The sequence below is a fragment of the Alcaligenes sp. DN25 genome, from assembly GCF_023674485.1.
Taxonomy (GTDB): Bacteria; Pseudomonadota; Gammaproteobacteria; order Burkholderiales; family Burkholderiaceae_B; genus Alcaligenes; species Alcaligenes phenolicus.
On sequence record NZ_CP098408.1, the window covers coordinates 2,418,526 to 2,444,424 of the forward strand.

A 25,899-nucleotide genomic window follows, 5' to 3' on the forward strand; every position below is an offset into this window, starting at 1 on the left:
AAAACGCTTTTTTTATGGCTGTTGGACTGAATTTAGCTTCATATATCGTATTATTAAGCGCTAGCCGCCTAAATTACCGCCTGTTGGAGTCAGATGTATTTGCTCGTGATCCTAGCTCTACCGTTTATCGGTAGCTTGCTATCTTCCCTGATGCCCGCGAACTCTCGCAAACTCCAGGCATCTCTTGCAGGCGCTGTCGCCGTTACGTGCGCCTTACTCACTCTCTACGCCTATCCGGACATTGCTCGCGGAGAGGTGCTGGAGTCGTCACGCTCCTGGATACCCGCCCATGGCTTGACCTTCAAGCTGCGCATGGACGGCTATGCCTGGCTTTTCAGTATCATCATTACCGCCATGGGGGCCTTGATCGCCCTTTATGCGCACTATTACCTGTCCGCTCAGGATCCGGTCCGACGTTTTTTCTCCTTTCTGCAAGCCTTTATGGGCTCGATGCTGGGGGTGGTGCTGTCGGGCAATCTGATCCAGCTGGTCGTGTTCTGGGAGCTGACCAGTCTGTCCTCCTTCATGCTGATTGCCTACTGGTATCACCGCATGGATGCGCGACGGGGTGCGCGGATGTCGCTGATCATTACGGGAACCGGCGGTTTCTGCTTGTTGGCGGGCGTGCTCATGCTGGGCCAGGCTGCCGGCAGTTACGACCTGAGTGTGGTACTGGAGTCGGGCGAGCAGATTCGCAATCACCCCTGGTATACCGGGATGCTGATCCTGATTGCCTTGGGTGCACTCACTAAAAGCGCGCAGTTTCCCTTCCATATCTGGCTGCCTCACGCCATGGCCGCCCCCACACCTGTGTCCGCCTATTTGCACTCGGCCACCATGGTCAAGGCCGGGGTATTCCTGCTGGCGCGCCTGTGGCCTGCCCTGTCGGGCACCACGGAATGGGCTGTCATTATTGGCGGCGCTGGCCTGTGTTCCCTGACGCTGGGGGCTTATGTGGCCATGTTCCAGCGCGACATGAAAGGCGTACTGGCCTATTCCACCATCAGCCACCTGGGTCTGATTACCTTGCTGTTGGGCCTGAACAGCCCACTGGCTCTGGTCGCGGCGCTGTTTCACATGATGAATCACGCGACGTTCAAGGCCTCCCTGTTCATGGCTGCCGGTATCGTGGACCACGAGACCGGTACCCGTAACCTGAACCGGCTTTCCGGTTTGCGCCACGCCATGCCCTTGACTGCCACCTTGGCTACCGTTGCGGCGGCTGCCATGGCCGGTGTGCCGCTATTGAATGGCTTCATCTCCAAAGAAATGTTCTTTGCCGAGACCATTCTGGCCAGCAATGGCAACACCTGGGAATATGCTCTGCCCGTGGTGGCCGTAATTGCGGGCTCCTTCAGCGTGGCCTACTCCTTGCGCTTTATCGCACAGGTGTTTTTTGGCCCCGTCGCCAAGGACTTGCCCCGCGAGCCACACGAGCCGCCTCGCCGCATGTTGATCCCCAGCGCGATTCTGGTACTGACCTGTCTCTTGGTCGGCATTATTCCCAGCCTGACTTTTGGCCCCTTCTTGCATACTGCGGCCAGCGCCATTCTGGGTGCAGAAATGCCTCAGTACGACCTGGCCGTCTGGCATGGTTTCAACCTGCCCCTGATCATGAGTCTGGTCGCCACAGGCATGGGCGTGATCTTCGTTCTGATCATCAACCGCTTCTACAGGAACCGCCAAGGCCGTACGCCTTTGCTGACCCGTGCTGATGGCCGACGCTTCTTTGAGCTGGCCATGGAGTATCTGGAAGTGGCAGCCAACTGGGCCGTGGGCAAGCTTTACTCGCCACGCCTGCAGCGTCAGACCTTGCTGATTATTGTGGCCACAATCTGTGTTGCTGCCCTGCCTCTGGTTCGCGGCAACTGGTTCAAGTCCACTATTTCCACCCCCATCGACCTCTTCTTTGCCCTGATGTGGGCAGTCGGAATTGCCTGCGCGATTGGTGCGGCTCGTCAAGCCAAGTTCCACCGCCCGGCCTCCTTGCTGCTATCTGGTGGCGCTGGACTGGTTACCAGCCTGACCTTTGCCTGGCTTTCCGCCCCTGACCTGGCGCTGACCCAGTTGGCGGTGGAAGTGGTCACCGTTGTGCTGATTTTGCTGGGCCTGCGCTGGCTGCCGCAGCGCGTCAGTGATATGCCTGGCGGCCAGGACAATAGTGGTCGTGCCCTGTTCCGCCGTAGCCGCGACTTGATTATTGCCATTCTGGCCGGTTGCGGTATTGCCGCCCTGGCCTACGCCATGATGACACGCCCTCACCCCAGCGGCATCTCGCCCTTCTTTATCGAGAAGGCCCTGCCCCTGGGCGGTGGCGCGAACGTGGTGAACGTGATTCTGGTGGACTTCCGCGGCTTCGATACCTTTGGTGAAATCGTGGTGCTGGGCATTGTGGCCCTGACGGTCTTTGCGCTGCTGCGACGCTTCCGTCCACCGATCGAAGCCATCGCCCAGCCTCTGGCCCGTCGCCAGAACGTCAAGGACAGCCGCGAAGCCGTCTTTGTGGAGCCGGATCCCAAGACACCGTTACCAGAAGGCATCATGCAAATTCCAGCAGTATTGCTGCGCCTGCTGTTGCCTATCTCCACGCTGATCGCCCTGTACTTCCTGCTGCGTGGGCACAACCTGCCCGGCGGAGGTTTTGTGGGCGGCCTGATCATGGCAACCGGCATTATCTTGCAATACATGGTTAGCGGCGTGGTGTGGATGGAGTCCCGCCCTCTGATTCAGCCTCAAACCTGGATTGGCTTGGGTCTGCTGACAGCCGGTGTGGCTGCCATGCTGGTTTGGGCCTTCAACAAGCCCTTCCTGTCTGCCCAAAGCTGGGATCTGCATCTGCCCCTGGTGGGCGACGTCCATACCTCCAGCGCGCTGATCTTTGACATTGGCGTATTCATGCTGGTGATTGGTTCCACCATCCTGATTCTGGTCGCGCTGGCCCACCAGTCCCTACGTTTTTATCGCAAACTGCCGTCGCTGCAATCCGCCTCGAACGCTGCATCCGGGATGGAGAATAAATAATGGAAATCGTGCTTTCAATTGCGATTGGTGTGCTGGCGGGCTCGGGCGTCTGGCTCCTGCTGCGCCCGCGTACCTTTCAGGTCATCATGGGGCTGGCTTTAGTGTCCTATGCCGTGAACCTGTTCATTTTCAGCATGGGCAGGCTCAAAATCAGCGCCGCTCCCGTTATTAACGCCGGCAAGCTGGGGGCCGACTATGCCGACCCCCTCCCCCAAGCGCTGGTCTTGACCGCTATTGTGATTGGCTTTGCTACCACCGCCCTGTTTCTGGTCGTCATTCTGGCCAATCGTGGCCTGAGCGGTACTGACCACGTTGATGGCCGCGAGGAAGACGATCTGTGAGTCTACTCAACCAACACCTGCCCGTATTGCCCGTTGCCATCCCCATGATGGCCGCGGCCCTGATGGTGATGCTGCGCGACAAGCGCCGTCACTACAAGCTGCTGATCGCTTTCAGCTCCTTATTGGCCCAGTTGTTCTGCGCGGTCTATCTGCTCTTGTTGGCCGATGGCACGCTGGACCCGATCTGGCCCCAGTCCGTCGGTGTCTACCTGCTCGGTGACTGGCCCGCTCCCTTCGGGATTGTGCTGGTCGTGGACCGGCTGGCCGCCTTCTTGCTGGTGCTGACCAATGTGCTGGCCTTTTGCTGCTGGTTCTATTCGCTAGCACGCTGGGATCGCGTGGGGGTGCATTTCCACTCCTTGTTCCAGCTGCTCTTGATGGGCCTGAACGGCGCCTTCCTGACAGGTGACCTGTTCAACCTGTTTGTGTTCTTCGAGGTTCTGCTGGCCGCATCCTATGGTCTGATGCTGCACGGTTCGGGCGCGGCCCGCGTCAGTGCCGGTCTGCACTACATTGCCGTCAACCTGATCTCCTCCTTCTTGCTGCTGATCGCCATTGCCCTGGTTTACGGTGTCACCGGCACCCTGAACATGGCTGATCTGGCTCTGCGCGCCGGTTCCATGCCGGACTCGGACCGTCTGGTTTTTGAAGCGGCCATGGCCATCCTGGGTATTGCCTTCCTGATCAAGGCCGCCGCCTGGCCCCTGAACTTGTGGCTACCCAATGCTTATGGCAATGCCAGTGCGCCGGTCGCTGCCATGTTTGCGATCATGACCAAAGTAGGTATTTACGCACTGCTGCGTATCGGCTCCTTGCTACTGCCTACGGGGGCACCTGCCGCCTTTGGCGTGGCCTGGATGTTCCCCGCCGGGATCGCCACGCTCGCCTTCGGCGCTATTGGTGTCATGGCCGCACAGCAACCCGAACGACTGGCCAGTTATTGCATCATCGTGTCCTCCGGCACCTTGCTGGCCGCCTTGGGCATGCCCGGCGTCATCCTGACCGGCCCTGCCCTGTACTACATGCTCAGCAGCGTTCTGGCCTTGGGTGCTTTCTTCCTGCTGCTGGAACTGGTTAGCCGTACCAAACCTTTTGGTGCCGACCTGCTGGCCGTCAGTCAGGAGGTCTTTGACCTGGACGACCCGGAGTCCGAAGACAATAGCGATGACGTGGTAGGTGTGGCTATTCCTGGCGTGATGGTGTTCCTGGGCATGTCCTTTATTGCCTGCGCCTTGCTGATTGTGGGCCTGCCACCGCTGTCCGGTTTTGTGGCCAAGCTGTCCTTGCTGACAGCCGCGCTGAAAGCCTCGGGCCAATCGCCAGAACCTCTAAACGCCTGGATTCTGACCGCTGCCGTGCTGATTTCCGGCGTAGCCGGTTTGATCGCCATGGTACGTGTGGGCATTCGTCTGTTCTGGAGCAATAGCTCCCTGACGATTCCCCGCCTGAAGCTGATCGAAGCTGCTCCCATTGCCAGCATTATTGTGGCTTGCGGGATCTTGAGCTGGTATGCCGGCCCGATCACCACCTACCTGGAACAAACAGCCCAGCAACTGGACGAACCCCGTATTTATATAGGGTCCGTCCTGCGGCAGAACCCGCTACGTTCTGTTCAAGCGGAGTGATTCTGATGCGACGCTATACCAAACATTTTTTCCTGCCCTTGCTACTGCTTGGCCTGTGGCTGCTGCTGAACGACTCGCTCTCGGCCGGTTACGTGGTGCTGGGCCTGTTCCTGGCTATCGCCCTGAGCTTGGCGGCCATTCCATTTCGTCCGGTTAAGGCCAGCATCCGCCACCCTTTTCTGGCCTTGAAACTGATTTGCCAAGTGGCCTGGGACATTGTGCTGTCCAATATTGCCGTTGGCCACTTGGTTCTGAAAGGCGGCAACGCGCCCCGCCCCGGCTTTCTGGCCATCCCGTTGCAACTGACTGACCCACATGGTCTGGCAGCCTTGGCGTGCATCATTACCTACACCCCAGGGACCGTCTGGTCCGGCTTCGATTACGAGACCCGTGTCCTGACTTTGCACATTCTGGATCTGCAAGACGAACAGGTCTGGTTAGACACTATTCAGAAGCGCTACCAAGGACCGCTACTGGAGATTTTCCAATGATAGACATTGTTTACTGGGCCTGTCAGTTTGCCCTGGGCTGCTTTGTCCTGGGCATGGGCTGCGCCGTCATCCGCCTGCTTAAAGGCCCCTCTGCCGCCGACCGCGTGCTGGCGCTGGACACCATGTACATCAACGGCATGCTGGCCTTGCTGGCCCTGGGCATTCGTTTTGACTCTACCTTGTACTTTGATATCGCCTTGCTGATTGCCCTGTTTGGTTTTGTAGGCTCGGCAGCCATGGCGAAATTCCTGCTGCGTGCCGAGGTGATCGAGCCATGAATACGCCTTTACTACCTTGGTGGCTGGCTGTCCCGGTTGCCCTTTTGCTGGTTCTTAGCGGCATCGTGGCCCTGGTGGGTTCGGCTGGCTTGCTGCGCTTCAAACACTTTTATTCACGCATCCATGCTCCCACCATGGGGAACACGCTGGGTACGTTCTTCATGGTGCTGGCCGTCGCCATCAGCGCCAGCCACCTGATGAGCCGCCCTATCCTGCATCCGCTCATCCTGAGTGTGCTCTTGATCATTACCTCGCCGGTCACCGCCATCTTTCTGATGCGCGCTGCCATCAAACGCGAACATCGCCAACGTCTGGCCGAATATGGCCCGGACGAGCCAGGCTATCTGGACATGCCACATAAAGCGCCTCTGCCCAAAGATTTGGCTCAACCACCAGCTAGCGGCAAGACCTAAATCAAGCAGAGAGGGTTTAGACAAGTTTTATTACCCTCACTTGCAACTGCTCCACTTATACTAGTAAGTGTTTACTGCGTATCGGGAATTGCCCCATACGCAGTCGCTTTTGGGGCTTTGCGGCCTGCTACTCATACCTGCTCGTAACAGTGCTCGCCAAGCCGGTGATTCCCTTAGCAAGTAAAGGAGTGAGATCGATGAGTCTACTTACACGCCCATCCCGAGTTCTGAGTGCTGGCTTGCTCAGCCTGGGTTTGCTGTCCTCTGCTGCCTGGGCTCAAACCCCATCCCAAGACTACCGACACGACATCCAGCGCTGTGAGCAATTCAAAGGCGACCAGCGCACCACTTGCCGTCGCGAAGCCGGTGCCGCGCTGCAAGCCGAACGTCAGCACAAGCTGGACAAGCGCGATCACAATCTGGATGCCAACCGGCAAGCGCGCTGCCATCGCTTACCCGCTGATCGCCAGCAAGACTGCCTGAAATCCATGACCGGCCAGGACACAACGGTACGCGGTAGCGTGGAAGGCGGCGGTATCCTTCGCGAAACCACGACTGTGGTGCCTGCTCAGTAAACGCAGAAAACACGGCCATTCATAATAGCTAGCCAGATAAAAAGAATGGGCCTTTTCAAGGCCCATTCTTTGTTTCTACTGACTGCAATAGCTAGCTGCAGCTGCAAATGTCTCCACCTACAGCTCCACCTGTATCCCCATCTCCACCACGCGATTAGGCGGGATCTTGAAAAAGCGCGTGCTACGGCTGGCATTGCGCGCCATGAAAGCAAACAAGCGACGACGCCAGCCCAAGTACCAGGGCTGACGGGATTGGATCATCACCGTCTGGCGCGACAGGAAGTAGGACGTCTGCATAGGCTCCAGATTCAGCTCCGGGTGCTCCAGAGCAATCTGCTCCAGCAACTGCGGCACATTGGGCTCTTGCTTGAAGCCCCAGGAAGCCACCGCCTGCCAGCTGCCTCGGCTTAGACGTTGCAGGCTATAGCGCTCCCCAAAAGGAACGTAAGGCACACCGGCACTGGTTACGGTCAAAAACAGGACCTGTTCATGCAGGACTTTATTGTGTTTCAGGTTATGCAATAAGGCCGGAGGAACCGAGTCGGGAATGGTGCTCATGAACACCGCCGTCCCTGGTACACGGGTCGGAGCGTACTCCTCCAGGCTCAGCAAGAACTCTTTTATCGGCTGCTTGTTTTCAAGCAGACGTTCGTGCAAGGCGGCTCGTCCCTGACGCCAGGTCAGCATCAAGCCCAGCAGCACAGCACCCACCAGCAAAGGCAGCCAACCGCCTTCCAGAATCTTGAGCGCATTGGCCGAGAACAGCAATATGTCCAGAATCAGGAAAACACCCAGGAGCCCCAGCCAGGCCCAGCGCTTGATTCCGCTAGCGCGGCGCGGCAGCAGTACCAGAGCCAGCAAACTGGTCATCAGCATGGTACCCGTGACTGCAAAGCCATAAGCATGGGCCAGGCGATCCGAGGAGCCAAAGCTCAGGACCAGAATCATCACCGCCACGCATAGCAGCAAATTCACACGCGGCAAGTAGATCTGCCCTTCTTCTTTGGCTGAAGTATGTTGAATCACCATGCGCGGCCAAAAACCAAGCTGCACCGCCTGACGAGTTACAGAAAACGCACCGGATATCACGGACTGGGAGGCGATCACCGTTGCAACCGTTGCCAACATCACCATGGGCACCAAGGCCCAGTTGGGAGCCAGGAAGAAGAACGGATTACGAATGGCGGCTGGGTCGGAAATCAACAATGCGCCTTGGCCGAAATAACACAGGACCAGGCAGGGCATGACAATCATGAACCAGGCTTTACGAATTAAAGGACGGCCAAAATGGCCCATATCGGCGTACAAGGCCTCGGCCCCCGTCAAGGCCAGGACCAAGGCCCCCAAAAGCAAAAAGGTTTGCCAGGGAGCCTCAGCAATAAAAGCCACGGCCCACCGTGGGTCCAGGGCCATCAAAACTTGGGGATGCTCAATAACACGCCATAGACCCAAGCCACCCAGCACCAGAAACCAGGTCAACATAATGGGGCCGAACAACTTACCCATGGTGCCCGTGCCATGGGACTGGATCAGAAACAAGGCCAGCAAGACGCCCAGAGCCAAAGGTACGACCCAAGGGTCCAGCACGTGAGACACCATCCCTATGCCTTCCAGCGCCGACATCACGGAGATGGCCGGGGTAATGATGCTGTCCCCATAAAACAAGGCAGCACCAATCAGCCCCAGCACCACAATAATCTGCCGACGTGGCCCCTGAATGCCGCGTGCCGCCAATTCCATCAGGGCCAGCGTGCCGCCCTCACCTTTATTGTCCAGACGCAACACCACTGTGACGTACTTGATGGAGACCACCAGAGTCAGCAGCCAGAACAGCAAGGACAGCACACCATAGACCTGTTCAGCACCAGGCTGTCCGTAGGCGCTCAAGGCCACTTTCATGGTGTAAAGCGGGCTGGTTCCAATATCGCCATACACCACGCCTAAAGCGCCCATTAACAAGGCGGCCTGAGCCGCTTTTTTGGGGTTTTCTGTTGCTGTGTTCAAGGCTTAGTTTCCAATCAAAGTATCGTGCCGGGTCAGACGCGCACCAATACGCGGACCGGGAAAAACAATGGTGATGCGAGTACCAGGAAAATCAGGACGGCTCATCAGGCTCCACCAGGCGCCATGCGCACGGGCAATCTCCTGCACAATGGCCAAGCCCAAGCCAGAACCTCCTGCTTGGGTACCGGGGGAGCGGTAAAAGGCTTCAAACACACGTTGCTGCTCGCTTGCCTCAATACCCGGCCCATGATCTTCCACTGACAAGGAGGGTGGATTGCTGGCCACCCGCAAGACAATACGGTCTGTACCTTGTCCATAACGCAAGGCGTTATCCATCAGATTTGACAATAACTCCCGTAGGAGCACGGGGGCAGCATCAATCCAGACCGGCTTTTCAGGTGCCAGCAAATGGATTTCCACACCATGCTGACGCGCCTGCAAGAACCAGTCACCGCCCTCCTCGCGCGCCCATTCACACAAGTCCAGACGCACAAAGCTGTCTTTAATATTGGTGTCCGCATCAGTACGTGCCAGCACCAACAACTGCTGGCCCAGACGAATCATGCGGTCCGAGACACTTTTGATGCGCTCGGCCCGTTGGCGGATATCTTCTGGCAAAGGCCTTGCCAGCATCAGCTCGGACTCCAGCTGCAAACCCGTCAGGGGTGTGCGCAACTGATGCGCTGCGTGACCAATAAAGCGCTTTTGCGCCTGCAGGGTATCACGCTGACGTTCCAGCAACTCGTTGAAGTGCTCCACCAGCGGCACAATCTCGGCGGGCAAGGCACTGGCATCCAGACGCTCGAAGTCATCATCAGCACGGTTACGGATTTGCTGCGATAAATCATCAATGGACGCCAACTGCGAGCGAATCCCCGACAGCAATACCCAGGCAATCAGACTGACCAACAGCACCTGGCTCAGTGCCATGGTCCAGAAAATGTCGCGCAGCAGCCAGTCTTCCAGGCTCATGCGACGCGTCAGTATCCAGGTAACGCTCAAATCGAGCACCACCAGAATGGAGATCGGGGGAAACAAACGGCCCATCAGTTTGCGGGCCAAAGAACCGGGAGCAAGAAAGCGCTCCAGCCAGCCTCGCAACAAGGAGGTTTTTACCGCTGGAGAAAGATGCTGATCGGGCATGGTTGACCTAAGGTTTCAGGCAGCGGGCACGGGCTGCCGTTATGCTCCGGCCACGCTCTCCACATCGAGCAAATAGCCAAAGCCGCGCACAGTCTGTATGACAGCCCCGGTGCCTTCCAGGCGCTTGCGCAAACGATACACGTAGACTTCGACTGCATTGTCGCTGAAATCGGCATCCCAGGCAGACAAGGAGTTGATAATTTGCTGCTTGGTGACAACACGGCCCGCGCGCATCATCAGCATTTCCAGTACGGACAGCTCGCGCACCGACAAGGTCACACGTTGACCGGCACAGCGCAGCTCGCGGCCAATGGTATCAAAGCTCAAGGGACCCACATCAATAATGGGCTGTACCTGACCACTGCGGCGGCGGCCAAAAACACGCACGCGGGCGGCCAGCTCGGACAGGTCAAAAGGTTTGATCAGGTAGTCGTCAGCACCGGCATCCAGGCCGCCGACACGATCATCCACGCCATCACGCGCAGTCAGAATCAGGACGGGAATAGCGTTGCCCTGCTGACGCAATTGGCGCAGCACGTCCAGGCCACTGATACCGGGCAAGTTCAAGTCCAGGAGCAGAAGATCGTAGACCTGGGCGGCCAACTCCTTCAAGGCACTTTCGCCTTCCTGGAGCCAGTCAACAGCGTAGCCCTGATCGTTGAGAAATTCCTGCAGTGCGGCGCCCAGTATGGCGTCGTCTTCGATAACTAGTACACGCATTCGGGGGATTTTATTACGAAACTGGCCCCTCGCGTTGCAGATGCAAAGCGAGGGGCCAGAAAAAACAACACGAAGAAGAACCTGGAATTACAGAGCGGGTTTAGGCTCAACGGCCTTCTGGTCGGCGACGGTGCCTTCCTTGGCCTCGCCCTCATCACCCGCGGCCTTGGTCGTTGGACCTGGACGCGTAATGAAACCCAGACGGGTCAGGCCGGAAGCTTTGGAGCGGCTCATGACCTGGGCCAGTGTTTCGTAGCGAGTATCGGTATCGGCACGGATACGCAATTCAGGCTGAGGCTGATCCTTGGAGTAAGGGGCCAGCGTGGCGGTCAGGTCTTCCAGCGCCACCGGCTGCTCGTTCACGAAGATCTGCCCTTCTGCGTCAATCGCCAGATCAATCGTCTTGGGATCTTGCTGGACTGGTTCAGACGTCGCCTGGGGCAGCTGAATCTTGATGGAGTGCGACAGCAGCGGAGCAGTGATCAGAAAGATCACCAGCAACACCAGCATGACGTCGATCAGCGGCACCATATTGATTTCGGACAGCGCGGAGCCCGAATTGCGATTATCAAAGCTGCCAAAAGCCATGATTAGTGCTCCCGCTTGGCAGCCGCTGCCGAGCTCGATGCTGCACCACCGCCCGAGCTAGGGACACGACGCAGAACAGGTTGGTTATCTTGCACAGGCTGGCCTGTGGTCAGGAAAGTAAACAGATCGTGAGCAAACGCGTCCAGCTGGGACAGGTAAACGCGGTTGGTACGCACAAAAGCGTTGTATGCCAATACGGCAGGAATAGCCACGGCCAGACCCAGACCGGTCATCACCAGGGCTTCACCCACAGGACCGGCGATCTTGTTCAGGGTTACACCATCGGACAGACCGATATTGATCAGTGCGTGGTACACACCCCAAACCGTACCGAACAGACCCACAAACGGAGCGGTAGAACCCACCGAAGCCAGCAGCGTCAGGCCGTTTTCCAGCTTGGCGGTTTCTTCATCCATGACTTTACGCATGATGCGCGAGACAAAGGCATCGGTAGAGCCTTTCTCTTCCAGACGCATGGCGCCGTATTTCACATGGTGTTTTTGAGCGTGAATAGCGTGACTGGCCAGGTGGCTGAACGGATCGCGGGCACCGTGGGTGGCAATTTCGTTTTCAACCTGCTCCAGGGAACTGGCGGACCAGAACTCGCGCATGAAACCTTGCGAGCGGCGCTTCAGGCGGAAGGACAACACGCCTTTGACGATGATCAGGTACCAGCTGGCAACCGACATCAAGGCCAGAATCACGAACAAGGTCTTGCCGACCACATCACTTTGCTGGATAAAGTGCAGCACCCCGGTCGCTTCCTCAGCGGCAGCAACACTGGCGGCAGCCTGATCTGCAACAGGCCCTGCAACTTGTGCCAGGCTTACCCATACGCTTTGAAATAGTTCCTGCATCATTGATATATCCTAGTAAACAAAGTCGAAAGGAATATCGGCCATGGCACGATAGGCCACACCATTTTCCGTATACGGTTTAAAACGCGCTGTGCGTACTGCTTTCAGTGCCGACTCATCCAGACGTTCATAGCCTGAGGAGCTTTGCACTTTGGCTTCCAGCACGGTTCCTTGGGTTGAAATCACTACACGAACCACCACGCGGCCCTGCTCACGACGGCGCTCGGAAGCCCGGGGGTACACCGGCACAGGACGACGTCCCAAATAATCTACACGACCAATCAGCTTGGGCCGATCACCATCCGTAGAACGGGCGGCAGTTTGGGAGGACGTATTGTCCGTAGCTGGACCTGCTTGAGCGGCAGGAGCGGCTGGTTGAGCAGGCTGCGGTGTTTCTGCCGGTGGCACCTCGGGCTTGGGCTGTGGCTTGGGCTTGGGTTTCGGCTTGGGTTTTGGTTTGGGCTTGGGCGGCTCGGGAATCGGAGGTTTTTCCACGACAGGCTCTGGCTCGGGTTCCGGCTCAACAACCGGTTCTGGCTCAGGCTCGGGGTCCGGTTCCACCTCGGGCTCGGGCTCAGGTTCCGGCTCGGCCACCACTTCCTCAGGAGGGGCACTGACCTGCTCTTGCTGAACCGGGGACTCCGACACTTCCACCAAAGTCACCCCAACAACATCCATGGGGGCAGGTTCACCCACAATCTTGGGGGTTTCCGTCCACAAGATGGTAGCCACGACACCCACGTGCAATCCCAGTGCCAATGCCAAACCAGTTGCCTTCAAGGCCAGCATCGAGCGATTATTCTTTTGAGAAGCAATTCCGGTCATAATCCGTTCTACACATTCTGCAACCCGCATGGACCATGACGGGACCGGACAGGATGCCCAGTGAAGTATCGAATCTTAACAGAAACAGGAATGATTCTCAATACTAAATTCCTGTAATATTTCCTGCTCCAACCCGCCCTGCAAAAAACCTCCAGATACTAACGCAGACAGGCTGACCTAGGGTCAGCCTGTTGCGAATAATTTGCAAGAAATCAGGACAATCGCGCTTCGGTTTGAGATTCGATAGGGAAAGCGCTGAACTTGCGTGGCAAGGCTAAAGCCCGCTCACCAGGCCGCAAGCCCAGCTGCGACCAACGCTGATGATCGAACTCGGCTTCCCAAGCACGCTCGCCCTCGTTCAAGGCCAGTTCAACCCGTACTGTCGCCCCCAAGGGAATAATGCGCTGCACGGCCACGACGATGCCCTGGCCATCCAATTGACGCTGTAAATCCAGGTCATGCGGGCGCACATAGCCTACTGCTTCCCCCTGACCCGCATCCTGAGCATTCAAGGCCTGATTGGACTCGAATTGTCCCAACTGAGGATCAGCCACAAAGCGTCCGTGCTGGAACTGACCCGGCAAGCGATTCGCCGCCCCCAGGAACTCATACACAAAAGGACTGGCAGGGTGGTTATAGACATCCTGCGGGGCGCCTTCCTGCTCAACCCGGCCTTTATTGAGCACCACAATACGATCAGCCACTTCAATGGCCTCTTCCTGGTCGTGCGTCACAAACAAGGTACTGATATGGAGGTCATCATGCAGACGACGCAGCCAGGAACGCAGTTCCTTGCGCACCTTGGCATCCAAGGCACCAAACGGCTCGTCCAGCAACAAGACACCCGGTTCCACCGCCAAGGCACGTGCCAGAGCAATACGCTGCCGCTGGCCACCCGACAAGGCCGCTGGGTAGCGATCGGCCAGCCAATCCAGCTGCACCAGCTCCAACAGCTCGTGCACACGCTGACGAATCTGGGCTTCGGGCAAGCGCTGCTTGCGTGGCTTAATGCGCAGACCAAAGGCGACGTTTTCAAATACCGTCATGTGGCGGAACAGGGCATAGTGCTGGAACACAAAACCCACCTGGCGATCACGCGTGCCCACAGCAGCCACATCCTTGCCGTTGATCAGCACCTGACCCGCATCCGCATGTTCCAGGCCAGCCACGATACGCAGCAAGGTCGTCTTGCCGCAGCCCGACGGCCCCAGCAAAGCCACCAGCTCGCCCGCTGGGAAATCCAATGTCACATCACCCAGTGCCGTAAACGCACCAAACTGTTTAGATAGATGACGAACTTCGATACTCATAATGAACTCCGAATGCGATCATCCACGATGACCGTCTTGAACCATTTTGCGCTCGGCCCACAATTTAAGCGCCAACGTCAGTAAAGCCAAGACCGCCAGCACCGAAGCCGCCGCAAAAGCGCCCACCGTGTGATAGTCGTTGTACTCAATCTCTACATGCAAGGGCAGCGTGTTGGTCTGGCCCCGTATATGGCCCGAGAGCACCGACACCGCCCCAAATTCACCCATGGCACGGGCATTGCACAGAATCACACCATACAGCAGGCCCCACTTGATCTTGGGCAGAGTCACCCGCCAGAACATTTGCCTGCCATTGGCCCCCAGCACCCGCGCAGCCTGCTCTTCCTCGCTGCCCTGCATTTGCATCAGCGGAATCAACTCACGCGCCACGAAAGGGAAAGTGACAAACAAAGTCGCCAAAACCAAACCGGGCAAGGCAAATACGATACGAATGTTATTAGCGTCCAGCCAATCCCAAAATGGGCCTTGGCGACCAAAAATCAGTAAAAACATCAAACCGGCAATGACAGGTGATACCGAGAACGGTAGGTCGATCAGCGTCGTCAGAATGCTTTTGCCACGGAACTCAAAACGCGCAATCGCCCAGGAGGCGGCCAGACCAAACGCGATATTCAAAGGCACGGCAATCACGGCAACCAGAACTGTCAGGCTGGCGGCATGCAAGGTATCGCTCTCGCTCAAGGCGGACAGATACGGCATGATGCCCCGGCTAAAAGCCGTCATGAAGACCAGGATCAAAGGCAGGAGCAAGAACAGCACAAAGAACAGCAAGGCAATGCCAATCAATAAGGCTTTGACGGCCAGACCTTCATCCTGCGCCGCCCGCAAGCGCGCCGTATGTACCGGCACCGCCTGCACAGATGAATCCATCGTCAGGCTGCTCATCGTGCGCCCTCCAAAGTCAAAGGCGCTGCCACCTTGGCTGCCTTGCCACTAGCCTGGCCCGAATGACGCGACTGCAAGTACCACTGCAAGCGATTGATCGCCAGCAAGATAATGAAGGACAGCACCATCATCAAAACGGCCAGCGCCGAGGCTCCGGCATAGTCAAACTGCTCCAGCTTGATCACGATCAGCAAGGGTGTAATTTCCGAAACCATAGGGACATTACCGGCAATGAAAATCACGGAACCGTACTCACCCACCGCACGGGCAAAAGCCAGCGCTACGCCCGTCAAGCAGGCGGGCAAGATAGCGGGGAGAATCACCTTGGTGACCGTCTGGAAGCGATCGGCCCCCAGGCAAGCACTGACCTCCTCCTGCTCCTGTTCCAGCTCTTCCAGAACCGGCTGCACGGTACGCACAACAAAGGGCAGTCCAATAAAAACCAGGGCGATCAGCACCCCCCAAGGGGTAAAGGCAATCTGCCCAACATAAGGTTCAGCCCAGGAACCGATCCAGCCCGTAGGCGCATAAATCGCCGCCAAGGAAATGCCGGCCACCGACGTTGGCAAGGCAAAGGGCAAATCAATCAAGGCATCCACAATGCGACGACCCGGAAAGCGGTAACGCACCAAAACCCAGGCCAGAATCAAGCCAAATACACCATTGATCAACGCCGCCAAAGCGGCCATCCCAAAGGTCAGTTTCAAGGAAGCCAAGACGCGTGCAGCACTGATGGTTTCCCAAAAGGCCGACCAACCCATAGAGGTGGTCTTGAGCAAAACAGCAGACAAGGGGATCAGAACAATCAGGCTCAAATAGCTGATGGACAAACCCATGGTCAAGCCAAAGCCTGGCAAAGCCCGCTGCTTGCGAGCAGCGGGCAGAAATCCCCAAAGACGAGCCTGTGACATCGAACGGTCCTCGGTGATAGTGGGGTTACTTGCTCAAGTAGATGCTGTCGAACACGCCACCATCCGCAAAGTGCTTGGCCTGAACCTGAGTCCAACCGCCCAGCTCATCGTCAACCTTGTACAGTTTCAACGCCGGGAACTGATCGCGGTACTTGGCGGCCACCGACTCCAGGCGAGGACGGTAAAAATGACGGGCGGCGATTTCCTGACCTTCCGGGCTATACAGATATTCCAGATAGGCCTGAGCCACTTTTTCCGTGCCATGCTTGGCGGCATTGGCATCTACCAGCGCCACGGGCGGCTCGGCCAGAATACTGCTGGAAGGCACCACAATATCGAAGCGATCGGGCCCCAGATCCTTGACGGACAAGAGCGCCTCGTTCTCCCAGGCAATCAATACATCGCCAATGCCCCGCTCCACAAAGGTTGTGGTCGATCCACGCGCACCGGAATCCAGCACGCTGACGTTGCGATACAGCTTGGCCACAAAGTCACGGGCCTGCGCTTCATCCCCATTGCCTTGCTTCAGGGCGTACAACCAGGCCGCCAGATAGTTCCAACGCGCCCCTGCCGAGGTTTTAGGGTTAGGCGTAACCACCTTCACATCGGAGCGAATCAAGTCGTTCCAGTCGTGAATCCCCTTGGGATTACCCTTGCGCACCAGCAAGACAATCGTGGAGGTGTAAGGCGTACTGTTGTCTGGCAGGCGAGCCTGCCAGCCTTTGTCCAGCAAACCGGACTGAGCGATCTGATCAATATCGGAAGAAATACCTAGCGTCACCACATCAGCGGGCACGCCATCAATCACGGTACGGGCCTGCTTGCTGGAACCACCGTGGGAACTACGGATGACTACACTGTCACCGGTTTGCTCTTTGTAATGCGCCTGGAAAGCCTTATTGAATTCACCATACAGTTCACGCGTTGGGTCGTACGAAACATTCAGAATACTGACCTCGGCTGCAACAGCGGTTGCCGCCGCCAGCACCAACGCCAGCAAAGCCCCTGCCCGAACGCCGTTCCACTTCTGTTGAATCCGCTTCATTTCCCACCCCCTAGAAACCATTTCCAAGCAATGAGAACGAGTCTAGCAAGGGTGTTACACCCGGCTAAATACCGATTCTTTGGTTAGATATAGCGGGGAGATGGAGGGGACCGAAACGGCCGCCAGATCCAGAGTGCTCAGGGTCCGGGAATCAGCCTGGCAACTGCCCTTTTTCCAACACCAGCTCCCACATCGCTTTTTGCTTTATATATTTGTGCGATGTCATGTGCTGGACAGAAATCCGGCGCCATTCGGCCCCAAATAACTGCTCTACACTGGCCTGATCAAAGAAACGCTTGCAATTGCCTTGGTCGCGATAGAAGTTGGCTTCAATCAACTCGCCCTGCCCGGCACCGAAATTCACATCTTCGGTGGAGTTCAGGCGACATGAAAACAAGGCACCGGGCCGCAAGCTATTCCAGATTCTGCGCACAATGGCCTGGGTTTCATCCCAGGGGAAATAATGCAGGGACAAGCTGGCCAGGACCAGCTCAAGATTATTCGCCGCCTGCGGCCAGGGACCTCGCGTATCCCTGCACTCAATCAAAGCCTCGGAAGCGCTGCTGTGCGATTGCCACACCTTCGGGTGAGAGGTCAAAAGCCATCACCTTCAATCCTGCCTGGGTCAAGGTCAACGTATCGTCGCCAAAACCACAGCCTATCTCCAGTACCGGCGAAGAAATTTCACGTTGAGCGATCAAGGGTCACCAGCGATCAAGCCAAGGGTCCGAATACATAAACACGTTTCTCGTACAACAAGAGGAAAAATCAGGTCGCTGGGACGTCAAGGTCACGGACCAGTAAAGTCAGGACAATCACCGCCAACAGGCACTCGCCCACATTGAACCAAAGGTGCCAGGGCTTGGACTTGTCACTATTGCCCAATGCGTAACGTATCCCTCTGTAATTGATCCAGCCCAGGCACACGACCAGCACCGGCCACAAGATCCATAGCGGCGGGAAAAACAAAAGAAACATAAAGGCCAGCCATGCCAGAATCAAGGTGGCAAGAGGGGACAGGCAAGAAAGTAGTTTGCTCATGAAGACCCGAGGAACGCATATCGACAAGGTGTAGTGTTGCCTGAATAGCCACTACGCTCAAGACCGGGCAGCTGTTGCTAGTATCGCTGCCTTGCCTGTGCTTTGCCTTTGCCTTTGCCTAGCAGCAGTTCAAACGGGAGAGGCATGACAAGTTGCAGGAATAAGCCTTTGTCGCCACTCCCCGTATTTCAGCTTCTCACGCAGAACGCTCGAATCAAGATCATCGGCGTGGCACCTGCATCAGTTCCTTGCCCGCCTCGTCATAGACAAGGACCGCCTTGTCTTCAACCGTAAACTCCATCAAGTCACGACCAGCCACAACCGGACCTTGATCCTCAACACGGATACGAATATCTTCGTCGTAGGCTTTGGGCAGGTAATCCATCATGGCCTTGGGGCCATAGTCCCCAATAGAGTCACCCTCATACGACACTTGTGAGCAGTGGACAGAAGCACAATATGTCCACATGGAGGGGGAAACATAAATGAAAAAGCCGAACCCAATATTTCAAAGGGTTCGGCTTTATCGACCGACGCTACACTTGCCTATGCAGGCAAGCAGGGGGTCAAACGATCTGGATCTGGGTAGCGCAAGGGCCTTTTTGGCCAACGCCAGCAACGAAGGAAACGCGTTGGTTCTCCTCCAGAGATTTAAACCCAGAACCCTGAATTTCACTGTGGTGCGCGAAGAGGTCTTTATCGCCACTCTCCGGCATGATGAAGCCGAAGCCTTTTTCGTTATTGAACCACTTCACAATACCAATTTCTGTTTTCAATGTATGTCCTAATTAATCAGGGGAAAAATGTCCCTGGACACACTATGGACGCTATCCGCATATATTGATAGCACCGTTACAAACTAAGCGGTTGGAGCACCCTGCCGGTTTCGCCACTTGCGACCCAACACAAGGGTGATTATTGACACGCAACACGACTAGTCCTTGTTAGCGGGTGAATGCCTTACCAATGCTTACATGGTTTCAGTAGGCATATCTGGCGACAAAGGGCACGGGTCTGGTAGAGCAGCGTTAGTATGAATTGACCTGAAATACAAACCAAACAGGCACAAAAAAAGCACTTAGTTTTACCTAAGTGCTTGATTCGACTAGCAAAAGAAATGGTGGGTGCTGAGGGGTTCGAACCCCCGACCTACGCCTTGTAAGGGCGCCGCTCTACCAGCTGAGCTAAGCACCCATTTCTTTGATGCCGTTCTTCTTGTGAAGAAAAAGAATTATAGGACCAAAGATTTTTTTTTGCAAGTCTTTTGCGTAAATTAATTTAAAAATTAATTCACAGCGTCTTTCAGAGCCTTACCGGGACGGAACTTGGGCACGTTTGCGCCTTCGATCTCGATGGTTTCACCGGTACGTGGGTTACGACCCGAACGGGCAGCGCGTTCCGACACAGCGAAGGTGCCAAAACCAACCAGAGTAACCGTATCTTTTTCTTTCAGCGTGGTGGTCACGGCATCGATAAACGCATCCAGTGCACGACCAGCGTCAGCTTTGGACAGATCGGCTTTGGTGGAAATGAATTCGATAAGCTCGGTTTTATTCATTGAGAAAATACCCCTGAAAATTATTTTACGGGCCCCCAGCGGGAACCAGTTTGTGGCGGTCAGACTTAATAGTGACAAACGACAGGGCAAGCAAGCACTACCGTCTGCCATGGCTACCGGGCGCACAAGTGCCCCGGTTGGCTACCGCGTATTAAGCCTTCGTTTAATACCCGTGTCAAGCAAAAAAACCCCTGTAACCCGCATCATTGCTCACTGTTGATACAAGTTGCAGGACTTTCCCTATTTTGCATCGAGAAACTTAACAGGCTGCCTCAAATATGTTATTTGGGCTTTGAAACCCCAAAAAATTAGCTGGCTGATACTACGTTTTTGAACATTTTTTCAAGCGCTTGCGCACATCCAGCAGCGACTCTGCAAGCCGTCGCTCGCATAAATTTCCTTTTATGCCTCGCACTTAGCCTCACCCTACCTTCTTGTCTGAGGGCGAGAAGCTTCATTTCTGCACCCCTCTCCTGAACACCAACCATGCCCATATCGAAGCGGCCTGCCCTCCTACAATTTTCTGCATTGTTTGACTGTATTTCGGTACTTGCTACCGTCAAGGAGCGCAGCGATGCACGGCAAGGTTTATTTGGTTGGGGCGGGACCTGGCGACCCTGAACTTCTCACACTACGGGCTTTATACCTGCTGCAACATGCAGATGCGGTGGTCTATGACCGCCTGGTCAGCCGCGCCATCATGAGCTGCATCAATCCGGAGGCCACCTTGCATGACGTAGGTAAAGTTGCCGCCTGCAAGCCCAGCATGCAGGACGAAATCCACGACACGCTCTTGTCCTTGAGCAGAACACATCAGCGCGTTATTCGCCTGAAAGGCGGTGATCCCTTTATTTTTGGTCGTGGGGGCGAAGAGCAACTGTATCTGCAACAACATGGAGTCCAGGTTGAAGTCGTGCCCGGCATTACGGCAGCGACAGGTTGTGCGGCTTCTCTAGGCATTCCCTTGACCCATCGCGGGCTGGCCAGCAGTGTGCGCTTTATCACCGGGCACCTGCGCGACAACCAGGGGCTGGAACTGAACTGGGCCTCCTTGTCTGATCCCACCTGTACGCTGGTGTTCTACATGGCCATGGCCAATTGCAGCCATATTGCCCAGGCCTTGATTCAACATGGGCGCAGCCCGCATACGCCCATCGCCTTGGCACAAGATGCCACGCTTAAAAGCCAGCGCTGGGGCTTGGGTACTTTGCAAACACTTCCACAGCTTGCGCAAACCTTCAGTCCCCCAGCCTTGTTGATTATCGGCCAGGTGGTGCAGTTGCATCCGGATTACCCGCAACCCGCCTCAAACACGCAAAATGCCCTCGCCTGCGCACCCTCCTGGGCCTTGATGTGAAAGGTTTGCACCTCCCTTTCAAGCTCAGTGGCAGGCAGTTTCTGGCCAACATGTGGCTAGCCGTGCTGCTCTCCCTTCTTTGGCCACAACAAGCCGCTGCTGATGAAACCGCTTTGACACCGGAGCGGCAAGCCTCTTTACGGACGCTGCTTCATCAAGAATGCGGCTCATGTCATGGCTTGCTCCTGAAAGGAGGCCTGGGGCCTGCTTTAACGGCTAACGCCTTGCAAGACCAAAGCGCACAGCAGATCGCCCTGACGATCATGCAGGGCCGTCCCGGAACAGCCATGCCTGCCTGGAACCGCTTCTTGCAGCCAGCGGAAAGCCTCTGGCTGGCTCATTTTCTTCTCCATGAATCGGATGCAGCACCATGAAAGCACTGATGACTCTGAGCCTGCTTGTCGCTTTAAGCGGCTGTGCCAACCCATTACGCGGCACGAATGACCTGGGGCTGGTTGTAGAGCGTGCGACGGGCAGTGTGGCTGTCGTTGAAACCAGTCATCGCAGCCGCTTGGCACGAATTGAAGGTTTGGGTGATCTGTCCCACGCCCATATCACCTACTCACGTGACGGGCGTTATGGCTATGTCTTTGGACGGGACGGCGGCCTGAGCAAAGTGGACCTGCTTCAACAAGTTCTAGTTCATCGCATCATTCAGTCCGGCAATGCCATAGGTGGCGCCATCTCCCAGGATGGCAAGCTGATTGTGGTGCAAAACTACGAACCGGGTGGTATCAAGGTTTTTGATGCGGACACCCTGGCCCTGATCAGTGAAGTCCCGTCTTACTACGCCCCCAACAAACGTGCCAAAGTGGTTGGTCTGGCGGACTTACCCAATCAGCAATTTGCCTACTCCTTGTTCGAGGCAGGTGAAATCTGGCTGACCGATTTATCCGACCCCTTACGCCCCACAACACGGCGTTTTGCAGCGGGTCGTCAGCCCTACGATGCCATGGTCACCCCGGATGGGAGGTACTACATTGCCGGACTGTTTGGCGAGGATGCCCTGGCCATGCTGGATTTGTGGAATCCTGAAAATGGAGTCCAAAAAATCTTGCAAGGCTATGGTCGGGGAGAGTCCGCCCTGCCCGTCTACAAAATGCCGCATCTACGGGGTTGGTCCTTGGCTGGTCAGGACTTATTTTTACCGGCCATTGGACGCCATGAGGTTCTGGTCGCCAGCACCGTGAACTGGCAAGAGAAAACTCGCATTCCGGTTCATGGACAACCCGTTTTTGTGATGGCTCAGCCCGATGGCCGTCAGGTCTGGGTGAACTTCGCTTTTCCAGACAACGACAAGGTACAGGTGATTGATGTCGCCACCCTGGAAGTGGTTCAAACCTTGGACGTAGGCAAAGCCGTTCTCCACATGGAATTCACCCCTAGGGGTGAGGCTGTCTGGATTTCAGCGCGAGACGACAACAAAGTCAGTGTGTACGACACCCACAATTTCAAGCGTCTGGACAGCCTGGATATTCAGCACCCGAGTGGAGTGTTTTTTACGCATCGGAGTGGTCGCATTGGTTTCTGATCTTTCCCCTTCTGCCTTTCAACTATTGAACGCCTGGCAACATGGCTTCCCCTTGGAACCCCGACCGTTCCGCACGCTGGGACTGCTCTTGGGGCTTAGCGAACAAGCCGTGATGGACTACCTGCAACGCTGGCAAGACCGAGGCATCATCAGCCGTATCGGGCCAGTACTGAACCCTGCCTGTATGAGCAGCACTTTGGTGGGCATGCATGTGCCCGCCAAGGATCTGAACACGGTTGCAGACTGGATCAGTGCCCTGCCCGCCGTGAACCACAACTACGAGCGCGAACACGCCATCAATCTCTGGTTTGTGCTGACCTGTGCGAATGAACAAGAACGGCAGGCGGCCTTGGAGCACATCGCTGAACATACCGGCTTGTTGCCCTTGTCCTTGCCCATGATCCGGGCCTATCACATTGACCTGGGGTTTAGCCTTGTTCCACATACCAAGAGCACCAGCCCCTTGTCGCCAAGCAAGGGGCTGCCCGCATTAGGCAGTACTGAACGCAAACTGCTGGAGTGTTCTTTGCAAGGTTTGAAGATTCAAGCCGACCCCTTCAAGCCTTGGGCAGAGCAAGTACAGATCAGCGAGAAACAAGTGCTGCAACAGCTACGCGGCTTTCTGGAACAAGGCATATTCCGGCGATTTGGCGTGGTCCTGCGCCATCGAAAACTGGGCTACCAAGCCAATGCCATGTGTGTCTGGACGGTAGACAAGCATCGCATTGATGCCCTAGGCGAGGAGCTGGCCAGGCAAGACGACATCACGCTGTGCTATCAGCGGCAGCCCTGCCCGCCACATTGGAATCACAATCTGTTTTGCATGATTCACGGCAAAAACCGTCAGGACGTACTGACAAACCATGCGGAGTTGAATAATCGTTTTGACTTGGGTCAGCTCCCGCAGGAAGTGTTGTTCTCCACTCGCTGCTTCAAACAACGAGGCGCACTGCTTAGCCCGGCTCATCATGACTGATCATCACACCCCACCATTGCATGCGCCGGTTGAACTGGACAACACCGATCGCCACATTCTGAATCGCCTGCAAGATGGTTTCCCCATCTGCTCCCGCCCCTTTGCACAGTTGGCACCTGATTTTGCCTTGAGCGAGTCTGCCTTGATTGCACGTGTCCAGCACTTGCGGCAATCCGGGATATTGACCCGCTTTGGGCCCCTCTTCCAGATCGAGGCTTTAGGCGGTGCTTACTGCCTGGTCGCTATGGCCGTACCCGAAAAACGCTGGGACAGTACCGTCATAGCCGTCAACCGCCATCCTGAAGTCGCTCACAACTACCGGCGCGCCCATGCCTTGAATATGTGGTTTGTACTGGCTACGGCGACACCGCAAGACATCGAATCCTGCCTGCAGACAATTGAAGCTGAAACCGGCCTACCCGTCTTTGCTTTTCCCAAAGAGCAGGAATACGCCCTAAGCCTGAAACTGGAGCTTTGATATGGTGCATTTGAATCCCGCCTATACCGCACTGATCCATGCCTCGCAGCGGGGTTTGGCGATAGAGCCACAGCCCTACCTAAAACTGGCGCAAGAGTTGGGTGTATCCGAAGCTTATGTCATGAAGCAGTTTCAAACCATGCTGGACCAAGGCTTGATACGGCGCATTGCAGCCATCCCCAATCACTATGCTCTGGGCTACGTAGCCAATGGCATGTGCGTCTGGAATATCACGGACGACAAGCTGGACCTAGTCGGTACATGGCTAGGCTCGCAAGCCGGAGTCAGCCACTGCTATCGTCGTCCGCGTCGTCTACCCCAGTGGCCGTACAACCTGTTCGCCATGCTGCATGGCAAGGACCATGACACGGTACGTGCCCAGGCACAGAGCATCAGCCTGCAAATATCGCAGCGCTTTCCTGGCGTCCTGCACGATCACGATATTTTGTTTTCCACGGCCATTCTTAAAAAGACCGGCCTGCGTCTACGGAGGCCTTGAGCATGTTCCGGATATCCCGTTTTGTTGCTGCCCTGCACGCTCCTGTTACGCCGACACGCGTCAGCAAGGCCCCTGTGGTGATCTGGAATCTGATACGTCGTTGCAATCTGCATTGCAGCCACTGCTACTCTGCCTCTACCAACAAGGACTTCCCTGGCGAGCTGAGCTACGAACAAGTCTGCACTGTCATGGATGACCTGCATCAATTCGGTGTACGCGCCCTGATCCTGTCCGGCGGCGAACCTTTGCTACGCCCAGATATTTACGACTTGGGCCGACGTGCGAAAACACTGGGCATGTACGTAGGACTATCGTCCAACGGCACCTTGATAACCGAGCAAAATATTGATCAGATTGCCAACTGCGGCTTTGACTACGTAGGCATCTCCCTGGACGGTTTGCAGGCCCGCCATGACCGAATTCGTGGAGAGGACGGAGCCTACGCGGCCTCCTTGCACGGCTTGAGACTATGCCGTGAAAAACAGTTGAAAGTAGGCCTGCGCTTTACCCTGACTCAAGAAAATGCAGTTGATCTAAATGGCCTGCTGGCTGTGATGGAGCAGGAACAAATCGACCGCTTTTATCTCTCTCATTTGAACTATGCAGGTCGGGGTTTGGGCAACCGCGCCCTGGCCAGTCACCACGCCGTCACCCGGCAGGCTATGGAGCAGCTTTTCACAACCTGCATGACCTATCAAAAAGCCGGCAAACCCAAAGAGTTCACCTCGGGCAACAACGATGCTGACGGTGTTTTCTTTCTGCACTGGGTGCGACGGCATTACCCCGAGCAAGCTCCCAAAATTCTGACTATGTTGTGCCAATGGGGAGGCAATTCCTCCGGCCAAGGAATTGCGAACATCGATAACCGTGGCAATGTTCATCCCGACACCATGTGGTGGCATTACAGCCTTGGAAACGTGTTGCAACGGCCTTTCTCGGAGATTTGGTCCAACGATCAAGATCCCTTGCTGACAGGCCTGCGGCAACGACCCAGGCCTGTACAGGGGCGCTGTGCTGGCTGTGCCTACCTGGATATCTGCAATGGCAATACGCGCACTCGGGCAGAAAAAAGCACAGGCAATGTGTGGGCAGAAGATCCGGGATGCTATCTCAACGATCAGGAAATCACTGTCTGAACGCCCTCCAGGCAATTAACAAGAACCATTTTTACTCAACCACAGTTCTGGAACCTCTGCCCTGCCCCCTGACTTCTGAAGCCTCAAATAGTACCCAGCACTCCCAATAAAATCAGGTGAGCTGCTGGGAAAAAGAGTGCGGAATCAAAACACAGCCAGCTTCAAGTGCCAGCCTGGACAGGCCTAAATTGAAGGGCCAAAAAAAGTGAGGCAAGCGATCTTGCCTCACTCAAACTCAACAACAACAACAACAACAACAACAACAACAAC

At 56.0% G+C, this 25,899-nt stretch carries 30 protein-coding genes and 1 tRNA gene; 14 read left to right on the forward strand and 17 right to left on the reverse strand.

What is annotated here, in order from left to right; all coding sequences use genetic code 11:
- Positions 1 to 93: 93 nt before the first annotated feature.
- From NBV64_RS11285 to NBV64_RS11315, 7 genes are all read left to right on the forward strand, one after another.
- A complete protein-coding gene (locus tag NBV64_RS11285) occupies positions 94 to 3,021 on the forward strand; it encodes a monovalent cation/H+ antiporter subunit A (protein ID WP_250755821.1) in 2,928 nt (975 codons plus the stop codon).
- Complete coding sequence (locus NBV64_RS11290; protein ID WP_009461754.1) at positions 3,021 to 3,362, forward strand: Na+/H+ antiporter subunit C; 342 nt, start codon at positions 3,021 to 3,023, stop codon at positions 3,360 to 3,362. The genes NBV64_RS11285 and NBV64_RS11290 overlap by 1 nt, the downstream gene beginning before the upstream one ends.
- 44 nt (positions 3,363 to 3,406) lie before the next feature.
- Positions 3,407 to 4,987 (forward strand): monovalent cation/H+ antiporter subunit D, encoded by a 1,581-nt coding sequence (locus NBV64_RS11295; RefSeq protein WP_250757232.1) that lies wholly within the window; start codon positions 3,407 to 3,409, stop codon positions 4,985 to 4,987.
- Between the two features lie 5 nt (positions 4,988 to 4,992).
- Positions 4,993 to 5,478 carry a Na+/H+ antiporter subunit E gene (locus NBV64_RS11300; RefSeq protein ID WP_250755822.1) on the forward strand — a complete coding sequence of 162 codons (486 nt, stop codon included), beginning with the start codon at positions 4,993 to 4,995 and terminating at the stop codon, positions 5,476 to 5,478.
- On the forward strand, positions 5,475 to 5,756 hold the full coding sequence (locus NBV64_RS11305; protein ID WP_009461751.1) for a K+/H+ antiporter subunit F: 282 nt from the start codon (positions 5,475 to 5,477) through the stop codon (positions 5,754 to 5,756). The genes NBV64_RS11300 and NBV64_RS11305 overlap by 4 nt, the downstream gene beginning before the upstream one ends.
- Positions 5,753 to 6,169 carry a monovalent cation/H(+) antiporter subunit G gene (gene mnhG, locus NBV64_RS11310; protein ID WP_250755823.1) on the forward strand — a complete coding sequence of 139 codons (417 nt, stop codon included), beginning with the start codon at positions 5,753 to 5,755 and terminating at the stop codon, positions 6,167 to 6,169. Before NBV64_RS11305 ends, mnhG begins: the two co-directional genes overlap by 4 nt.
- Positions 6,170 to 6,366: 197 nt before the next feature.
- Positions 6,367 to 6,744 (forward strand): hypothetical protein, encoded by a 378-nt coding sequence (locus tag NBV64_RS11315; protein WP_009461749.1) that lies wholly within the window; start codon positions 6,367 to 6,369, stop codon positions 6,742 to 6,744.
- A gap of 117 nt (positions 6,745 to 6,861) precedes the next feature.
- On the opposite strand, the gene NBV64_RS11320 is transcribed toward NBV64_RS11315, so the two are convergent.
- From NBV64_RS11320 to NBV64_RS11395, 17 genes are all read right to left on the reverse strand, one after another.
- Complete coding sequence (locus NBV64_RS11320; RefSeq protein WP_250757233.1) at positions 6,862 to 8,697, reverse strand: potassium transporter Kup; 1,836 nt, start codon at positions 8,695 to 8,697, stop codon at positions 6,862 to 6,864.
- 54 nt (positions 8,698 to 8,751) lie between these two features.
- Positions 8,752 to 9,891, reverse strand: a complete 1,140-nt coding sequence (locus tag NBV64_RS11325) for a sensor histidine kinase (protein WP_153230374.1) — start codon at positions 9,889 to 9,891, stop codon at positions 8,752 to 8,754.
- Positions 9,892 to 9,930: 39 nt separating this feature from the next.
- Positions 9,931 to 10,611 (reverse strand): response regulator, encoded by a 681-nt coding sequence (locus tag NBV64_RS11330; protein ID WP_009461744.1) that lies wholly within the window; start codon positions 10,609 to 10,611, stop codon positions 9,931 to 9,933.
- An 87-nt stretch (positions 10,612 to 10,698) separates the two neighbouring features.
- Positions 10,699 to 11,199, reverse strand: coding sequence for an ExbD/TolR family protein (locus NBV64_RS11335; protein WP_250755824.1), 501 nt, complete (start codon positions 11,197 to 11,199; stop codon positions 10,699 to 10,701).
- Positions 11,200 to 11,201: 2 nt separating this feature from the next.
- Positions 11,202 to 12,059 (reverse strand): MotA/TolQ/ExbB proton channel family protein, encoded by an 858-nt coding sequence (locus NBV64_RS11340; RefSeq protein WP_009461741.1) that lies wholly within the window; start codon positions 12,057 to 12,059, stop codon positions 11,202 to 11,204.
- Between the two features lie 9 nt (positions 12,060 to 12,068).
- Positions 12,069 to 12,872 (reverse strand): energy transducer TonB, encoded by an 804-nt coding sequence (locus NBV64_RS11345; RefSeq protein WP_425541757.1) that lies wholly within the window; start codon positions 12,870 to 12,872, stop codon positions 12,069 to 12,071.
- A 221-nt stretch (positions 12,873 to 13,093) separates the two neighbouring features.
- The gene (locus tag NBV64_RS11350; protein WP_009461727.1) at positions 13,094 to 14,191 is read right to left on the reverse strand and encodes a sulfate/molybdate ABC transporter ATP-binding protein; all 1,098 of its coding nucleotides are present in this window, start codon (positions 14,189 to 14,191) and stop codon (positions 13,094 to 13,096) included.
- An 18-nt stretch (positions 14,192 to 14,209) separates the two neighbouring features.
- On the reverse strand, positions 14,210 to 15,097 hold the full coding sequence (gene cysW, locus NBV64_RS11355) for a sulfate ABC transporter permease subunit CysW (RefSeq protein WP_250755825.1): 888 nt from the start codon (positions 15,095 to 15,097) through the stop codon (positions 14,210 to 14,212).
- The gene (cysT, locus tag NBV64_RS11360) at positions 15,094 to 16,008 is read right to left on the reverse strand and encodes a sulfate ABC transporter permease subunit CysT (RefSeq protein WP_035274669.1); all 915 of its coding nucleotides are present in this window, start codon (positions 16,006 to 16,008) and stop codon (positions 15,094 to 15,096) included. Before cysT ends, cysW begins: the two co-directional genes overlap by 4 nt.
- Positions 16,009 to 16,033: 25 nt before the next feature.
- Positions 16,034 to 17,053 (reverse strand): sulfate ABC transporter substrate-binding protein, encoded by a 1,020-nt coding sequence (locus NBV64_RS11365; protein ID WP_250755826.1) that lies wholly within the window; start codon positions 17,051 to 17,053, stop codon positions 16,034 to 16,036.
- Between the two features lie 151 nt (positions 17,054 to 17,204).
- On the reverse strand, positions 17,205 to 17,651 hold the full coding sequence (locus NBV64_RS11370) for a class I SAM-dependent methyltransferase (RefSeq protein ID WP_250757278.1): 447 nt from the start codon (positions 17,649 to 17,651) through the stop codon (positions 17,205 to 17,207).
- The gene (locus NBV64_RS19155) at positions 17,593 to 17,754 is read right to left on the reverse strand and encodes a class I SAM-dependent methyltransferase (protein WP_336971620.1); all 162 of its coding nucleotides are present in this window, start codon (positions 17,752 to 17,754) and stop codon (positions 17,593 to 17,595) included. The genes NBV64_RS11370 and NBV64_RS19155 overlap by 59 nt, the downstream gene beginning before the upstream one ends.
- Before the next feature lie 67 nt (positions 17,755 to 17,821).
- Positions 17,822 to 18,094: a hypothetical protein gene (locus NBV64_RS11375; RefSeq protein WP_250755827.1), complete on the reverse strand. Its 273-nt coding sequence runs from the start codon at positions 18,092 to 18,094 to the stop codon at positions 17,822 to 17,824.
- A gap of 220 nt (positions 18,095 to 18,314) precedes the next feature.
- Positions 18,315 to 18,482: a hypothetical protein gene (locus NBV64_RS11380; RefSeq protein WP_022983143.1), complete on the reverse strand. Its 168-nt coding sequence runs from the start codon at positions 18,480 to 18,482 to the stop codon at positions 18,315 to 18,317.
- A gap of 178 nt (positions 18,483 to 18,660) precedes the next feature.
- A complete protein-coding gene (locus NBV64_RS11385) occupies positions 18,661 to 18,870 on the reverse strand; it encodes a cold-shock protein (protein ID WP_274984779.1) in 210 nt (69 codons plus the stop codon).
- A gap of 342 nt (positions 18,871 to 19,212) precedes the next feature.
- A tRNA-Val gene (locus tag NBV64_RS11390) sits at positions 19,213 to 19,288 on the reverse strand.
- Positions 19,289 to 19,379: 91 nt separating this feature from the next.
- Entirely contained in the window at positions 19,380 to 19,652 is a 273-nt protein-coding gene (locus tag NBV64_RS11395; RefSeq protein ID WP_003799450.1) for an HU family DNA-binding protein, read from the reverse strand.
- 574 nt (positions 19,653 to 20,226) lie between these two features.
- Here NBV64_RS11395 and cobA point away from each other — a divergent pair.
- Genes cobA through nirJ form a run of 7 tightly spaced genes read left to right on the forward strand, consistent with a single transcriptional unit; the run spans position 20,227 to position 25,629 of the window.
- Positions 20,227 to 21,009, forward strand: a complete 783-nt coding sequence (cobA, locus tag NBV64_RS11400) for a uroporphyrinogen-III C-methyltransferase (RefSeq protein WP_250755828.1) — start codon at positions 20,227 to 20,229, stop codon at positions 21,007 to 21,009.
- A 50-nt stretch (positions 21,010 to 21,059) separates the two neighbouring features.
- Positions 21,060 to 21,383, forward strand: a complete 324-nt coding sequence (locus NBV64_RS11405) for a c-type cytochrome (protein WP_035272739.1) — start codon at positions 21,060 to 21,062, stop codon at positions 21,381 to 21,383.
- Complete coding sequence (locus tag NBV64_RS11410; protein WP_009461551.1) at positions 21,380 to 22,540, forward strand: cytochrome D1 domain-containing protein; 1,161 nt, start codon at positions 21,380 to 21,382, stop codon at positions 22,538 to 22,540. Before NBV64_RS11405 ends, NBV64_RS11410 begins: the two co-directional genes overlap by 4 nt.
- Complete coding sequence (gene ahbB / locus NBV64_RS11415; RefSeq protein WP_250755829.1) at positions 22,521 to 23,516, forward strand: siroheme decarboxylase subunit beta; 996 nt, start codon at positions 22,521 to 22,523, stop codon at positions 23,514 to 23,516. The genes NBV64_RS11410 and ahbB (NBV64_RS11415) overlap by 20 nt, the downstream gene beginning before the upstream one ends.
- The gene (locus NBV64_RS11420) at positions 23,509 to 23,994 is read left to right on the forward strand and encodes an Lrp/AsnC family transcriptional regulator (RefSeq protein ID WP_035272387.1); all 486 of its coding nucleotides are present in this window, start codon (positions 23,509 to 23,511) and stop codon (positions 23,992 to 23,994) included. The genes ahbB (NBV64_RS11415) and NBV64_RS11420 overlap by 8 nt, the downstream gene beginning before the upstream one ends.
- A 1-nt stretch (position 23,995) precedes the next feature.
- A complete protein-coding gene (gene ahbB / locus NBV64_RS11425; protein WP_009461545.1) occupies positions 23,996 to 24,493 on the forward strand; it encodes a siroheme decarboxylase subunit beta in 498 nt (165 codons plus the stop codon).
- 2 nt (positions 24,494 to 24,495) lie between these two features.
- Positions 24,496 to 25,629 carry a heme d1 biosynthesis radical SAM protein NirJ gene (nirJ, locus tag NBV64_RS11430; RefSeq protein WP_250755830.1) on the forward strand — a complete coding sequence of 378 codons (1,134 nt, stop codon included), beginning with the start codon at positions 24,496 to 24,498 and terminating at the stop codon, positions 25,627 to 25,629.
- Positions 25,630 to 25,899: the final 270 nt, after the last annotated feature.